This is a genomic window from Trujillonella endophytica (assembly GCF_900110555.1).
GTDB classification, from domain to species: Bacteria; Actinomycetota; Actinomycetes; order Mycobacteriales; family Geodermatophilaceae; genus Trujillonella; species Trujillonella endophytica.
This window is the reverse complement of the sequence record NZ_FOEE01000001.1, coordinates 606,674-621,026: the sequence shown is the minus strand read 5'-3', so window position 1 is coordinate 621,026 and position 14,353 is coordinate 606,674. Positions and strand designations below refer to the sequence as shown.

At 73.4% G+C, this 14,353-nt stretch carries 13 protein-coding genes and 1 pseudogene; 1 reads left to right on the top strand and 13 read right to left on the bottom strand.

The genetic code is table 11. The annotated features are described in order from the left end of the window. Positions 1-219: pseudogene (locus BMY88_RS02970) on the top strand (IS110 family transposase); the annotation flags it as partial. 42 nt (positions 220-261) lie between these two features. Here the strand turns inward: BMY88_RS02970 and BMY88_RS02965 are convergent. The 13 genes from BMY88_RS02965 to BMY88_RS02905 form a co-directional block, all read right to left on the bottom strand. Then, the gene (locus tag BMY88_RS02965) at positions 262-1,245 is read right to left on the bottom strand and encodes an alpha/beta hydrolase (RefSeq protein ID WP_091939862.1); all 984 of its coding nucleotides are present in this window, start codon (positions 1,243-1,245) and stop codon (positions 262-264) included. Next, positions 1,242-1,952: a hypothetical protein gene (locus BMY88_RS02960; RefSeq protein WP_211435445.1), complete on the bottom strand. Its 711-nt coding sequence runs from the start codon at positions 1,950-1,952 to the stop codon at positions 1,242-1,244. Before BMY88_RS02960 ends, BMY88_RS02965 begins: the two co-directional genes overlap by 4 nt. 70 nt (positions 1,953-2,022) lie before the next feature. Continuing rightward, a complete protein-coding gene (locus BMY88_RS02955) occupies positions 2,023-3,504 on the bottom strand; it encodes a flavin-containing monooxygenase (protein ID WP_170860933.1) in 1,482 nt (493 codons plus the stop codon). A 17-nt stretch (positions 3,505-3,521) separates the two neighbouring features. Next, on the bottom strand, positions 3,522-4,514 hold the full coding sequence (locus BMY88_RS02950) for an ABC transporter ATP-binding protein (RefSeq protein WP_211435444.1): 993 nt from the start codon (positions 4,512-4,514) through the stop codon (positions 3,522-3,524). Continuing rightward, a complete protein-coding gene (locus tag BMY88_RS02945) occupies positions 4,507-5,529 on the bottom strand; it encodes an ABC transporter ATP-binding protein (RefSeq protein ID WP_091939858.1) in 1,023 nt (340 codons plus the stop codon). Before BMY88_RS02945 ends, BMY88_RS02950 begins: the two co-directional genes overlap by 8 nt. Continuing rightward, positions 5,526-6,392, bottom strand: a complete 867-nt coding sequence (locus BMY88_RS02940) for an ABC transporter permease (protein WP_091939856.1) — start codon at positions 6,390-6,392, stop codon at positions 5,526-5,528. Before BMY88_RS02940 ends, BMY88_RS02945 begins: the two co-directional genes overlap by 4 nt. After that, positions 6,389-7,330, bottom strand: a complete 942-nt coding sequence (locus BMY88_RS02935) for an ABC transporter permease (RefSeq protein ID WP_091939854.1) — start codon at positions 7,328-7,330, stop codon at positions 6,389-6,391. The genes BMY88_RS02940 and BMY88_RS02935 overlap by 4 nt, the downstream gene beginning before the upstream one ends. 271 nt (positions 7,331-7,601) lie before the next feature. Continuing rightward, positions 7,602-9,200, bottom strand: a complete 1,599-nt coding sequence (locus tag BMY88_RS02930; protein WP_091939851.1) for an ABC transporter substrate-binding protein — start codon at positions 9,198-9,200, stop codon at positions 7,602-7,604. Positions 9,201-9,344: 144 nt separating this feature from the next. After that, a complete protein-coding gene (locus tag BMY88_RS02925) occupies positions 9,345-10,538 on the bottom strand; it encodes an alpha-hydroxy acid oxidase (RefSeq protein ID WP_211435443.1) in 1,194 nt (397 codons plus the stop codon). A 9-nt stretch (positions 10,539-10,547) separates the two neighbouring features. Continuing rightward, positions 10,548-11,471 carry a cyclase family protein gene (locus BMY88_RS02920; RefSeq protein ID WP_091939849.1) on the bottom strand — a complete coding sequence of 308 codons (924 nt, stop codon included), beginning with the start codon at positions 11,469-11,471 and terminating at the stop codon, positions 10,548-10,550. 12 nt (positions 11,472-11,483) lie between these two features. Then, positions 11,484-12,707: a cytochrome P450 gene (locus BMY88_RS02915; RefSeq protein WP_091939847.1), complete on the bottom strand. Its 1,224-nt coding sequence runs from the start codon at positions 12,705-12,707 to the stop codon at positions 11,484-11,486. Continuing rightward, positions 12,704-13,579 carry an LLM class flavin-dependent oxidoreductase gene (locus tag BMY88_RS02910; RefSeq protein WP_091939845.1) on the bottom strand — a complete coding sequence of 292 codons (876 nt, stop codon included), beginning with the start codon at positions 13,577-13,579 and terminating at the stop codon, positions 12,704-12,706. The genes BMY88_RS02915 and BMY88_RS02910 overlap by 4 nt, the downstream gene beginning before the upstream one ends. A gap of 19 nt (positions 13,580-13,598) precedes the next feature. Further along, entirely contained in the window at positions 13,599-14,330 is a 732-nt protein-coding gene (locus tag BMY88_RS02905; protein ID WP_091939843.1) for an SDR family NAD(P)-dependent oxidoreductase, read from the bottom strand. Between the last annotated feature and the right edge of the window lie 23 nt (positions 14,331-14,353).

The following is a 14,353-nucleotide window of genomic DNA, read 5'->3' as shown; positions in this document are numbered from 1 at the left end:
CGGCTCAACCGCGGCGGCGACCGCGCCGCCAACAACGCGATCCATCGGATCGTGCTCTGCCGGATGCGCCACGACGACCGCACCCGCGCCTACGTCGCCCGCCGCACCGCCCAGGGACTGAGCAAGAAAGAGATCATGCGCTGCCTCAAGCGCTACGTCGTCCGTGAGGTCCACACCGCGCTACTCGCCGACTTTGACGACCTGGTCTCCACTGCTTGACGCCGATAGGAGCATCCCGACGTCCACGACGTCACCGGGTCCTCAGGCGTTGCGGATCGCGTTGGTCACGACGCCGAGCGCCTCGCGGCTGCGCGGCAGGGCGGTGTCGGGGAAGGTCAGGAAGCCGTGGATCTGCCCGGCGTACAGGTGCAGGTCCACCGAGACGCCGGCGTTGGTCAGGTGCGCCGCGTAGGCCAGCCCCTCGGGCATCAGCGGATCGCAACCGCCCAGGAGGAGCGTCGTGGGCGGTACGCCGGTGACGTCGGCGGTCAGCAGCGCGGAGTCCGGGTCCGACCGCATCGACGGCTCCGGGAGGTACTGGGCGGCGAACCAGGCGCTGTCGACGTCGGTCAGCGGCCACTCGCCCCCGAACGCGGTCGTGCGGGCCCGGTCGACTCCTGCGCCCGGATAGGCGAGCACCTGCCGGCGCACCGGTCGCCGGCCCGCCGCGGTGACCCGGCGCACGGCCGCGGCGGTGAGCGTGGCTCCGGCGGAGTCTCCCAGGGCGACCACCCGGCCGGGGTCTCCGCCGAGCTCGCCGGCGTGCTCGGCGGTCCAGTCCAACGCCGCGACGGCGTCCTCGATCCCGGCGGGGAACGGGTGCTCGGGCGCCAGCCGGTAGTCCACCGAGACGACGACGCACGGCCCCGCGACCGCGAGCCGGCGGGCGAAGGCGTCGGACGCCGCGACGCTGCCGATCACGAACCCGCCGCCGTGGCAGTACACGACCGTGGGCAGCGGTGCCTCCGACGCCGGGGCGTGGACCCGCACCGGGACGGTGCGCCCGTCGACGTCGATGCGGCGGTCCTCGACCCGCTCGACGTGCGGTCCGGGGGCGCCGGCAGCCGCGGACTGCTCCAGGTAGGCGCGCGCCCCCGCCACCCCCCGCTCGGACAACAGCGGTCCGCCCGCCGCGACGAACTGGCGCACCAGCGCCTCGGCGTCCGGGTCGCGCACGGGCCGCAGACCCCAGCCCTCCGCACCGGTGGACGTCGCGGCGGGCACCAGGCCGTCAGTGGCGGTCATCCCAGCGGGTTGGCCGGGAGCGACTGCAGGAACGAGTCGTCCCAGCCGTCGCGGAGGGCACCGGCCACGTTCATCCAGGCGCGGATGTCGGGGTCGGGCGTCTCGCCCCAGCTCGGGTAGTACTTGGCGAAGCCGTCCCAGCCGCCCTCGAGCGCCCAGTAGTGGATGACCTCGCTGTTGCGGAAGACCGTGGTGAACGACCCGACCCACGTCTTGCCGGTCCGCTCCGACCAGGGCACGTACAGGTGCTCGAGCTCCTGGACGTACTTGGTCTGGCTGTCCGGCTTGGTGGTCATGATCTCCTCGAGGACCACCGTGGTCTGCGTTCCCGCGGCGCGGTGCTCCTCGACCGACTTGATCCCCGGGTTGCCGAAGACCAGCCGGCCCTCCCCGGTCGCCCCGAGCTCGCCCAGCAGCCCGGTCCACTGGTCGAACTGCTTGCGGGTGCCGACCTCCCGGTGCCGGGCCGCCCCGATCCGGGAGAGGTGGGTGTAGCTGTCGATCTCCCAGATGGTCGTCACCTCGGGCCAGTTCGAGTTGAGCGGGGAGCCCTCCCAGGTGCCGAACAGCCGGGCGCCGAGGCCCTCCATGAGCGGCTGGTACTGGCCGGCGAACTCATCGGCGAACCGGGGCGTGGCGCCGGTCCGGAGCGTGGTCTTCTCGTGCAGGAACAGCTTCCTGCTCTTGTGCACGTTGGGCATGGTCACGGCTGGCTCCTCCGGGTCGGGTCGATTCCCCCGGGCACGGCGCCCGGCGGTCGTGCGTCGCTCAGGTTGGTCAGCTGGCTGCGGAGCAGCTGCCCGCCAGCGGACGGACGTCGAAGTCCGCCCAGACCGGCTCGGCCATCTCCGCCCGCAGCTCGCTCAGGGTCATGGGCGCCACCAGGGGGACGCCGTCGCGGTCGAGGTACCAGCTCGTGCAGCCGCCCGTGTACCAGACCGTTCCCTTGGCCCGGTCCCGCATGCGGTCCACGAACGCGGCCGAGCTGCCCGCGTCCGGCGCGATCGCCACCCGCTCGGCCAGCACGCGGTCGACCAGCTGGAGGACGAACGCGGCGTGGTTCTCGATCACCGCGATGATGTTGAGGCTGCCGCCCGGGGAGAACGGCCCGTTGATCAGGAAGAAGTTCGGCAGGTGCGGAACGGCGACCGACTTGTAGGTGAGGAAGACGTCGGCCCAGAGCTCCTCCAGGTCGACGCCGCCCGCCCCCCGCACCCGCATCGGGCGCAGGTAGTTGTCGGCGTGGAACCCGGTGGCGAGGACGACGACGTCCAGCGGGTGGAGCACTCCGTCGGTGGTCCGGATCCCCTCCCGCTCGAAGCGCAGGATGCCGTCGGTGACGACGTCGACGTTCGGGCGCTGGACCGCGTCGTAGAAGGTGCCCGAGATGACCAGGCGCTTGCAGCCGATGTCGTAGTCCGGCGTCAGCTTGGCCCGCAGGACCGGGTCGCGCACCGCGGCCAGCGCATCCCGGATCACCTGGTTGCGCGCCTCGACCTGCTCCGCCGTCCCCGAGACCGCGATCTCGCCCAGGCGCAGGCTCTCGGCCTCCATCGCGGCGTAGTGCTTCCGGGCCCCCTCCGGCGAGGCCAGCATCTCCGCCCGCACGGCCTCGGCGACGGGCTCGTTCGCCCGCGGGTAGACCCACTGGGCGGTCCGCTGGAACAGGTCGAGGTGGGCCACCTGCTGCGACGCGGCCGACACGATCTGCACCGACGACGAGCCCGTGCCGATCACGCCGAGCCGCACACCACGCAGGTCGAGGTCGGGGTCCCACTGCGAGGCGTGGCGGACGACCCCCGCGAAGTCGGCCATGCCGGGGATGTCCGGGAAGCGGGGCCGGTGCAGGCGACCGACGGCGCCGACGACGATGCCGGCGGTCCAGCGCTCCCCGCTCGCCGTCTCGACCTCCCAGGCGGTCCCGTTCCACGCGGCGGAGGTGACCTCGGCGCCGTAGCGGAGGTGGCCGGCGAGCCCCCGGTCGGTGGCCACGGAGTCGAAGTACGACCACAGCTCGCGGCCGGTGGCGTACCGCATGGGTGCGCTCGTGTTCGGCGCGAAGGAGTAGCTGTAGTAGATCGCCGGGACGTCGCAGGCGACCCCGGGGTACACGTTGTCGCGCCAGGTCCCCCCGAGCGACCCGGCCTTCTCGAGGATCACGAAGTCCTCGATGCCGCGCTCCCGCAGGCCGATGCCCATGAGGATCCCGGCGGCCCCCGCGCCGATGACCAGCACCGAGACCTCGCGGGCCGCGGGCACACCTGCTCCCGCGCGCATCACTCCGAGGGAGACCGCTTCTCGAGACCCACGACGACCTCGTCGTCGCGGCCGGGGCCGGCGACCAGGCCGTCCTCGACCGGGAGCGTGTTGGCGGGCGTCGTCCACTCGGGGTCGGCGTCCTCCGTGCTCGCCGGGGCCTCCTCGAGCTCGGCCGGCGACACCTCCTGCCCCACCGTGCGGCTGCGGTCGCGCTGGATGCGCGGGTCCGGGATGGGGACGGCGGCGAGCAGCGTCCGCGTGTAGGGGTGCTCGGGCGAATCGAACACGCGCTGGGTCGGGCCCATCTCCACGATCCGGCCCTGCCGCATCACGGCGGTGCGGTGCGCGATGGCGCGGACCAGCGACAGGTCGTGAGTGACGAAGAGGTAGCTCAGGCCGCGCTCCTCCTGCAGGTCGCGCAGCAGGTTCAGCACCGAGGCCCGGATCGACATGTCGAGGGCGGCGACCGGCTCGTCGCAGACGATGAACCGCGGCTCGGGAGCCAGCGCCCGGGCGATGGCGATCCGCTGGAGCTGCCCGCCGGAGAACTCGAAGGGATAGCGGTCGGCCTGGTCGGGCCGGATGCCGACGCGGTCGAGCAGCCCGAGCATGCGCTCGTGCCGCTCCTCGCGGTCCCCGACCCCGTGGACCTGCAGCGACTCCTCGATGGTCTGCCCGATCACCAGGTGCGGGTCCAGGGAGGTGAACGGGTCCTGGAAGACCATCTGCGCGTTGCGGCGCCAGCGCCGCAGCTCGGCGCTGCCCAGGGCCAGGACGTCGCCGCCGTCGAAGGTCACCGAGCCGCTGTCGGGCTCGATGAGCCGGATCGCCATCCGGCCGACGGTGGACTTGCCGGCGCCGGACTCGCCGACGAGCGCGAGGGTCTCCCCCGCGGGGATGGAGAACGAGACGTCGTCGACCGCCGCGACGGGCTCGGCCTTCTTCCTCCCGAACCGCTTGCGCCCCGCGAAGGCCTTGCGCAGGCCCTGCACCTCGACCAGGTCAGACACGGGTGGCCACTCCCTGCAGCTCGAGCTCGTGCACGCGGACGCAGGCCGACCCGTGGCCGGCGTCCGCCCGGATCAGCGGGGGCTGCTCGGTGGTGCAGCGGTCCTCGGCGTAGGGGCAGCGCGGGTGGAACCGGCAGCCCTGCGGCATCGAGTCCAGCGGGGGCACGCTGCCCGGGATGGCGACGAAGCGGTCGCTCGGGGCCAGCACGTTGGGGATCGCGCCGAGCAGGCCCTCGGTGTAGGGGTGGGCCGGCCGCAGGAAGAGGTCGTCCACGGGTGCCCGCTCCACGATCCGGCCCGCGTACATGACCGCGACGTCGTCGCAGATGTCGGCGACCACGCCGAGGTCGTGCGTGATGAGCAGCAGCGCCATGCCCAGCTCGTCCTGCAGGTCGTGCAGGAGGCTGAGGACCGACGCCTGGACGGTCACGTCCAGGGCGGTGGTCGGCTCGTCGGCGATGAGCACCTTGGGCTCGCAGGCCAGCGCGATGGCGAGCATGACGCGCTGGCACATGCCGCCGCTGAACATGTGCGGGTAGTCGTGCATCCGCTCGGCGGCCCGGGGGATGCGCACCATGTCCAGCAGCTCGACGACCCGCGCTCGCGCCTCCTTGCGCGAGGCCCCCTGGTGGCGGCGGACGACCTCGGCGATCTGGTCCCCGACGGTGAACGCCGGGTTCAGGCTGCGCCGCGCCTCCTGGTAGATCATCCCGATGTCGCGGCCGCGGACGTCGGACAGCTGCCTGCGGTCCAGCGACAGCAGGTCGACGTCGCCGAGCAGCACCTGCCCGTCGGTCACCCGGGCATTGCGGGCCAGCAGGCCCATGACGGCGAAGGCGGTCATGCTCTTGCCCGACCCCGACTCGCCCACGATGCCGAGGGTCTGCCGCGGCCGGAGGTCGAACCCGACGTCGCTGAGCACCTCCAGCTCCTGCCCCTGGGTCCGCACGGTCACCCGCAGGTCCCGGACGCTGAGCACCGGCCTGTCCGGCCGGCCCTTCTCGAGCGCGGTCATCTCTCCCCCCGTCCGCCGAAGGCGTCGCGCAGGCCGTCCCCGAACAGGGTGAACGCCAGGATCAGGACGGCGATCACCACCGAGGGCGGGTAGATCGGGAACGTCGTCTCGTAGATGGCCTGGTAGCCGTCCCGGACCATCGTGCCGAGGCTCGCGGTCGGGGTCTGGGCCCCCAGGCCCAGGAAGCTGAGGCTGGATTCCGCGATGATCGCCGCACCCAGGTGGAACGTCAGCTGCACGATGAGCGGGGACAGCGCGTTGGGCAGCACGTGCCGGCCGAGGATCCGCGCCGGGCTGCAGCCGACGGAGCGGGCCGCCTCGATGTAGTCGGCGTTCCGGGTGCTCAGCGCCGCCGCGCGGGCGATCCGGAACAGGGTGGGCGCCAGGATCACGCCGAGCGCGATCATCGCGTTGGTGAGGCCGGGGCCGAGCACCGCGACGATCGCGATCGCCAGGATCAGGCCAGGCATGCTCATGATCGCCTCGGCGACGCGGGAGAGCACCGCGTCGACCCACCGGCCGGCGTACCCGGCGATCAGCCCCAGTGGCAGGCCGAGGACGACGGCGACGGCCACTGCGAGCAGCGCGGCGAACAGCGAGGTCCGCATCGCGTACATCAGCCGGCTCAGGAAGTCGCGGCCGAAGGCGTCGGTACCCAGCCAGTGCTCACCGCTCGGCGAGAGGAAGCGGGCGGTGAGCTCCTGCGCGTCCGGATCCGCCGGCGCCAGGACGGGCGCGGCGACCGCGATCAGGGCGAGCAGGAGCACCACCCCTCCGGCCACCAACGCGACGCGGTTGTGCCGGAGGGCCCGGGCGGGCCGGGACCGGGCGCGGCGGCGGATGCCGGTCAGGAAGGCGGTCATGTGCGCAACCTCGGGTTCAGGTAGGCGTAGGTGATGTCGACCAGGAGATTGACCAGCAGCACCAGGATCGCGCTCAGGAGCACGATGCCCTGGATCATCGGGATGTCCCGGTTCGAGACGGAGTCGAAGGCCAGGGCTCCCATGCCGGGGATGCCGAAGATGAACTCGATGGTGATCGACGAGCCGAGGATCGCCCCGACGATCACGCCGAGCATCGTGAGCACCGGCGCGGCGGCGTTCTTGGCCGCGTGCTTGAGGACGACCGGGCGGCCGCGCAGGCCCTTCGACCGCGCGGTGCGGATGTAGTCGGCGTCGAGCGTGTCCACCATCGACGCGCGGGTGTGCCGGGCGAGCTCGCCCATCGGGATGGTCCCCAGGGCGATGCCGGGCAGGACGACGCTGCGCAGCCACTCCCCCGGGTCCTCGCCGAACCGCACGTAGCCGGTCGCCGGCAGCCAGCCGAGCGTCAGCGCGAACAGGATGACCAGCAGCAGCCCGAGCACGAACGGGGGGACGGCGAGGCTGAGCGCGGCGAAGGCGCTCACGCCCCGGTCCACCCACCCGCCGGGCCGCATCGCGGCTGCGATGCCCACGCCGACACCGACGACGATCGCGAAGGTGAGCGCCACGGCGCCCAGCGACAGCGTGATCGGGACGCGGCGCAGGATCGCGTCGAGCACGTTCTCGCCCGAGACGTAGGACTGGCCGAAGTCCCCCTGCACGGCGTTGACCAGCGAGTTCCAGAATCGGGAGAGGGCCGGGTCGTTGAGCCCCAGCTCCTCGCGGACTGCCTCGACCTGCTCCTCGGACGCCGACGGGCCGGCGATCGTGTCGGCCGCGTCGCTGTCCACCAGTTCCAGGATCAGGAAGAGCAGCGCCACGACGATCACGATCAGCGGCACCATCGCGAGGAGCCGGCGGGCGATGTAGCCCCACATCGGTAATCGCGTCCCTTCGTCGGGCCCGCACGACCGGTCCGGTCCTGCGGCGGATGGGTGGTGGGAGGTGGACTCGCCGGGGGCTCCGGCGGCGGGACGGCCACGGCGACGGTGGTGCCCGTCGCCGTGCCCGGGTGCCGCCCGTCACATTAATTGACGTCGACGTCGACTTCTAGTGCTGGCGCGGAACCAGTCGGGCAACGAGTCGAACCCGCCGGTCGGGGGCCCTCCGGAGCGAACTCCGCGAGGACCCCCGCCGGATGAGCCGCTGCTACGAGCGGCCGACGTAGCGGAAGTCCGCCGCGGCGGCGTAGGTCAGACCCAGCCGGTCCAGGCCGACGATGTCGCCGGCACCGGCATAGCCGAACTGCGCGGTGCAGATCGGGATGAGGATCGCCTGCTCCATCACCCGCTCGTTGATCTGCTGGTACAGCTCCGCACGCGCATCGGGGTCCAGCTCGGCACGCGCCTCGTCGGCGAGGGCGACCAGCTCCGCGTCGTCCGCGGCGAGCGGCGTCCGGCTGAAGATCGCCGAGGTCGTGAACAGCGCGGGGTCGACCTCGCCGGGGATGGCGTTGGTCGCGGCCGGGAAGCCCTGCTGGTTGAACACGGTGATCGACTCGGCGGGCGGCACCCCCTGCCCCTCGAGCGTGACGCCGATCTCGTCCAAGCCGCCCTGCAGCGCCGTCGTGATGGTGTCCTGCGTGCCACCGGCGGGATACACGATCCCGAAGCTGAGGTCGGCCGCCCCCGCCTCCTCCAGTGCCGCCTGGGCCGCATCCGGGTCGTAGGCGTACGGGTTCTCGTAGTCCTCGTCGTGGCCGAGCATGCCCTCGGGGTAGAGCTGGTCGATCGGGTCGCAGGAGCCGTTGAGCGCCCCCTCGCCGATGCCCTCGCGATCCACCGCCTGGGCGAGGGCCGCGCGGACCGCCTGGTCGCCGAGCTCCGGCGAGTCCGGCTTGATGAAGATCGCCGTGGGCGTCCGCGAGACGGCGGTGAGGTTGGTGAACTGCCCGTTCGCGGCGAGCCGCTCACCCTCGGCCACCTGCAGCGACGCCAGGAAGATCATGTCGTAGTCGCCGGCCTGCAGCCCCGAGATGCGGGTCGTCGCCTCCGCGACGCCGACGATCTCGATCTGCGCGAGCTGCCCGGCCTCCGGGTCCCAGTACTCGCCCTCGGCCCGGTCGAAGGTGACGCTCACGCCGGGCTCGAACGCCGAGACGACGTAGGGCCCGGAACCGGCCTCCGGCGGCACCTCGAGGTTGAGGTCGACGCCCGGGTCGTTGATCACGGCCGGGTTGAGCACCGCACCGGAGCCGGTGGCCAGCGCCGCGGGCAGCGTGGCGTCCGGGGCGCTGAGGTTCAGCTGCACCGTGTACTCGTCGACGGCCTCGATCGACTCCACCCGGTTCAGCGCCGCGCCGGCCTGGAACGTCGACCGCTTCGCCCGCTCGAGGCTGGCCTTGACCGCCTCCGCGTTCACCGGCGAGCCGTCGTGGAAGGTCACGTCCTCGCGGAGCTGCAGGGTGAACTGCAGGCCGTCGTCGGAGTACTCCCACGACTCGGCGAGCATCGGGCTGACCTCGCTGGCGTTCGGGTCGTCGGGCGTGCCGAGCATCGTCAGCCGGTCGTAGACCGGGAAGATGTACTGCGAGCCGTTCAGGCCGGCGGTGATGGAGCCGTGCGGGTCCAGGCCGGGCGGAGCCGTGCTCGAGGCATAGCGGAGCGTCGCGGAGCGGTCGGCCTCGGCGGCACTGCCGCTCCCCGAACTGCTGCTGCCGCCGTTGTCGTCGTCCGACCCCCCGCCGCAGGCCGCGAGGACCAACGCAGCCGCCGCGAACGCCGCCGATGTGCGGATCCCTCTACCCATGATGATGCCGCTCCCTGATGGAAATCGTGACCTGGCTCATTCCCCCGTCACCATGCCGCCGCGACCGGTTTCGACATAGACGTCAGTTTCATTCTTGACCGTTTCGTGACCTGGGTCACTCTGCGTGACCGTCACCCGGACGGGTCAGAGCGGGGTGTCGGCGGGCAGCAGCCAGGAGGGGCCGAGCTCCTTCACCGTGGCCACGCCCATCAGCGTCATGGTGCGGCGGATCTCCTGCCGCAGGATCTCGACGACGTCCTGCGCGCCCGCCGGCCCCCGGGCCGCGAGCCCGTAGAGGTAGGGCCGGCCGATGCAGACGGCCGTCGCGCCGAGGCACAGCGCCTTGACGACGTCGCTCCCCCGCCGGACACCGCCGTCCACCAGCACGTCGACCCGGTCGCCGACCCGCGCCACGATCGCCGGCAGCGCGTCGAGGGCGGCCACCGCGCCGTCCAGCTGGCGGCCGCCGTGGTTGGACACGATGACGCCGTCGACCCCGCGGTCGACGGCGATCGCGGCGTCGTCGGCGTCGAGCACGCCCTTGACGTACAGCGGGCCCTGCCAGTGGTCGCGCACCCAGGAGAGGTCGTCCCAGTCCAGCTCGGGCCGCATCATGCGGTACTGCGCCCCCAGCGACTGCACCGCGGCCTTCGCGCCGCCCTTGGGCACCAGGTTGCGCGCCGAGATGCGCCGGTGCCGCAGGAACCCCGCGGACCAGCGCGGCCGCAGCGCCCCCTCGAGCACGCGCCGCGGGGTGACGATCGGGGGGATGCCCATGCCGCGGGTGCGCTCGGCCTCCCGGTTGCCGTGGACGGGGACGTCGACGGTCACCACGAGTGACCGGTAGCCGGCGTTGCGGGCGCGGTCGATGAACGACTGCGTGAGGTCGTGCCGCCCGGTGTCGGGGTCGGCCCACGGGTAGAGCTGGAAGACGTGATCGGTCTCGGTGGCCGCCGCGACCTCCTCGATCGTGTAGGAGCCGGCGGTGCTGACGATCGACACGGTGCCGGCGCGCTCGGCCGCCTGCGCGACGCCGACCTCCCCGGTCCAGTGCGACAGCCCGGCCACCCCGGTCGGCGCCAGCAGCACCGGCAGCGAGACGTCGGTGCCCAGCACCGAGACGCCGAGGTCGGTGGCCTCGTTGCCCGTCAGCACGCGGCTGCGGAGCCGGTACCGGTCGAACGCCGAGCGGTTGGCATCCAGGGTGGTCAGGTCCTCCGCACCCGAGTCGACGTAGGCCCACACCATCTCCGGCACGGCGCGCCGTGCCCGCCGGCGGTAGTCCTCGACGGTGATCGGTGCGCTCTTCGACGACAGGCGGTACTGGAACGCGGGCACGGGACTCCCCTACTTGATCGCGACGGGGGCGGCCGGCGACCCGACGCCGCCGGTGACCCGCAGCGGCGGCGCGGAGAGGAAGACGTCCCACCGGCCGTCGGCGGCGCAGTCCTCGGCGAGGGCCTCGAGGTCGAACATCTCCCCGAGCATCATCCCCAGGTCGCGGATGAGCACGCAGTGCAGCGGCAGCATCGAGCCGGGCACCGGTGACGGCATCGCCTCGACGGCCCAGTTGTCCGACGCCACCGTGGCGACGTCGTGGCCGTGCAGCCACTCGGCGCAGGCGAGGTCCAGGCCCGGGCTGACCGTGATCCACTCGGGGGTGGAGCCCTCGACGACGGCCTTGCGCCGCCAGCCGGTGCGCACCAGCACCGCGTCGCCGGGCCGGACCTCGACGCCCTGCGCGCGGGCCGCACGGTCCAGCTCGTCGGGGCCGATCCGGTCGTCGTCGGCGGCGATCCAGTCGACGCCGCGCAGCCGGGCCACGTCGAGCAGGACCCCGCGGCCGACCATCCCCGGCGCCATCGCCTCGATGCCGTTGTGGATGGCACCCCGCCGCGCGGTGACGGTCGCGGCGGCCGGGACGTCGTTGTAGAGCCGGTCGGCGTACCCGACGTGCCCGAGCCCGTCCCACTGGGTGGCGCACTGCAGCGGCATGGTGACCTGGTCGTCGACGATGAACGACCCGTCGGGCAGGTCCCAGTCCCCCGGCAGCATCGTCATCGTGTGGATCGGGTTGAACCGGCCCCCGCCCTGCTGCGGCCCGCCCTTGCCCAGCGGCAGGCTGAGCTCGAACACCCGGCCGCTGCGAATGCTCTCCCGCGCCGCCAGCACCCGCTCGGGCGTCAGGTGGTTGAGGGTGCCGCGCCGGTCGTCGGGGCCCCAGCGACCCCAGTTGGACAGCCGCCGCCCCAGCTCCTCGAAGGTCTCCACGTCGTCCTCTCCTCAGCCCGCGGCCAGCGGCACGGCCAGGGGGCCGCGCAGCGAGAAGCTGCGGCCGAAGTCCACCGGGCCGGCCAGCTCGAAATCGGGCAGCACGTCCAGCAGCCGGTCCAGGAGCACCGCCACCTCCAGCCGGGCCAGATGGATGCCCAGGCAGACGTGGATGCCGAAGCCGAAGCCCAGGTGGCCGCGCACGGGCCGGGCGACGTCGAACTCCGCCGGCCGCTCCCAGCGCTGCGGATCGCGGTTGGCCGCGCCCAGGACCGGGGTCACCGCCGCCCCGCGCGGAACGGTCACACCCTCGACCTCGGACGCGTCGCCGGTGGCCCAGCGGGGGTCGGTCTGCACCACCGTCGACCAGCGGTGCACCTCCTCGACCGCCTGCGGGATCAGGCTGCGGTCGGCGACCAGGGCCCGCCGCTGGTCGGGATGCCTCGCCAGGGCCACCAGCGCCGTGGCCATCAGCTTCGCGGTGGTCTCGTTGCCGGCGAAGACCATCTGGGTGTTGCTCGCGACGATCTCGGACTCGTCCATCTCGGCGGCGAAGTCGGCGTGCACCATCCGCGAGACGAGGTCGTCGGCCGGGGGCCGGCCGCGCCGCTGCGTGACCGCTTCGGCCATGTAGCGGTTGAGCTGCTGCGTGGCCTCGGCGCTCGCGGCCAGGGCGGCCCGCTGCCCGGGCGTCGGGTCCGGCACGTTCGCCGCGGCGGAGGCGCCGATGGCGTCGCTCCACGCGCTGAACCGGTCGACCATCTCCGGCTCGACGCCGAGCATCTCCGCGATCACGAGGGTGGGGATGGCCCGTGTCAGGGATCCGACCGCGTCGAGCACCTCGCCCGCCCGGAGCCGCTCGGCGAACGGCCCCACCCGGGCGGCCACGATGCGGGTGACCAGCTCGCGCCGCCGCTCGGCCAGGGTGTCGCGGCGGAAGTCCGGGGCCCACACGTCGCGCATCCGGTGGTGGCGCGGGGTGTCGATGGCCATCATCGTCAGGCCGCCGAAGATCCGCCGGACCGTCTCCGCCCCCGGCTGCGAGTCGAACGCGTCCAGGGTGCTCAGCACCCGGGTGCTCCCCCGGAACGACAGCACCAGGTACCGCTCGTCGTGCGCGTTGAACACGACCGGCCCGCGCGCCCGCCACTCCTCGAGCACGGGGTAGGGATCGGCGTTGAAGCCGGGGTCGCTGAGGTCCTGGTCGACGACCGGGCAGCCGGCCGCGGCGCTCACGAGGACCCCGCGGCGAGGTCGGCGAGGAGGGCCCAGGTGGCCTCGACGGTGGCGGCGTCGGGGCCCGTCACGTGCGCGGCGAAGTCCGTCACGCCCAGCCCGGCGAACCCCGCCAGCCGGTCGCGCACCTGCGCCGCCGTCCCGACCACGGCGAGGTCGGCCACCCCCGCGACGCCCTCCCGCTCGAGCACCTTCCGGTAGGAGGGGAACCGGTCGTTGGCGCCGAGCCGCCGCTGCACGTGCCCGCGGGCCGCCGCCTCGTCGTCGGTGACCGTGACCGGGAGCGCGGCCACCACCCGCACCCCGGTACGGCCGCTCCCGCGCACCGCGGCGCCGACGACGTCGCGCAGCGTGGCCTCGCCGGCGGACCAGGTGACCACGCCCGAGCCGAGCTCCACCGCGAGCGCCACCATCGCCGGGTTGACCGCGCCCAGCAGGACGTCGGTGTGCAGCGCGGGCGCCCCGGCCAGGCGTCGGTCGCCCTCGCCGCCCAGGATCGCGAGCAGCTGCGCCAGGTGCTCCCGGGCGGCGGCCAGAGGGGGCCGCCACGGCTCGCCGAACAGGTCGCGGGTGACGGCCTCGTGCGACGTGCCCAGGCCCAGCACCAGCCGACCTCCGACCGCCTCCTGCACCGTGCGGACCTGCTGCGCCAGGGCGAACGGCCCGCGCAGCGGCATCGGCACGACGGCCGTGCCGAGCTCCACTCCGGGGACCTCGCGGCCGGCGATCGCCAGCGCGGTCAGCGTGTCCTGGCCCCCGAGCATCGGCGCCCAGTACCCGGCCAGCCCGGCGTCGGCGGTGCGGCGCACCTCGGCGACGACGTCGTCCAGGGAGCCGTAGTTGGTGAGGGCGGAGTGGATCGCGATGCGCACGGCCGGGGTCTCCTCGGGCTCAGTGGGCGATGCGCAGGGCGTGCCCGCCGTCGACGAGCACCTCGGCGCCGGTCACGAAGCCGGCGTCCGGGGAGGCGAGCATCGCGACGACGTTGGCGACGTCCTCCGGCGTGCCGACCCGGCCCAGCAGCGACGCGGCCGACAGCCGCTCGACGGTGGCGGGGTCGTGCATGGGGGTGTCGATCGGGCCGGGCAGCACCGAGTTCACCCGGATCCCGTGCTCGGCGTACTCGCGCGCCGCGGTGAGGCTCAGGCCGCGGGCGGCCCACTTGGAGGAGGTGTAGGCCGCGTGCCGGTCGAACGGGCGCAGCGCGGCGTTGCTCAGGTTGTTCACGATCGCGGCGTCGGAGCCCCGGCCCAGCAGGCCGAAGGCGGCCCGCATCCCGAGGAACATGCCCAGGCAGTTGACCCGCCAGAGCCGCTCGAACTGGGCCGCGGTCTCCTCGTGCAGCGGCGCGCGGCCGAGGATCCCGGCGTTGTTGACCAGCACGTCGAGGCCGCCGAAGCGCTCCTCCGTCGCGGTCAGCGCCGCCGACCACGCCGCCTCGTCGGTCACGTCGAGCACGACCGGGACGACGTCGTCGCCGAGGTCGCCGCACGCCGCCTGCAACTCGTCGGCCAGCACGTCGGCGGCCACCACGCGCAGCCCGTCGCGGCGGAGCCGGCGGACGATCGCCAGCCCCTGGCCTCGCGCGGCTCCGGTGACCAGGGCGACCCGGGTGTTCGTCATGCGTCTCCGATGCTCGTGCCGGT

Bases quoted from the DNA above. Each gene is read 5' to 3' on its own strand.
- BMY88_RS02905 (WP_091939843.1), bottom strand. From the start codon at position 14,330: ATGACGAACACCCGGGTCGCCCTGGTCACCGGAGCCGCGCGAGGCCAG.
- BMY88_RS02965 (WP_091939862.1), bottom strand. From the start codon at position 1,245: ATGACCGCCACTGACGGCCTGGTGCCCGCCGCGACGTCCACCGGTGCG.
- BMY88_RS02940 (WP_091939856.1), bottom strand. From the start codon at position 6,392: ATGACCGCCTTCCTGACCGGCATCCGCCGCCGCGCCCGGTCCCGGCCC.
- BMY88_RS02945 (WP_091939858.1), bottom strand. From the start codon at position 5,529: ATGACCGCGCTCGAGAAGGGCCGGCCGGACAGGCCGGTGCTCAGCGTC.
- BMY88_RS02935 (WP_091939854.1), bottom strand. From the start codon at position 7,330: ATGTGGGGCTACATCGCCCGCCGGCTCCTCGCGATGGTGCCGCTGATC.
- BMY88_RS02930 (WP_091939851.1), bottom strand. From the start codon at position 9,200: ATGGGTAGAGGGATCCGCACATCGGCGGCGTTCGCGGCGGCTGCGTTG.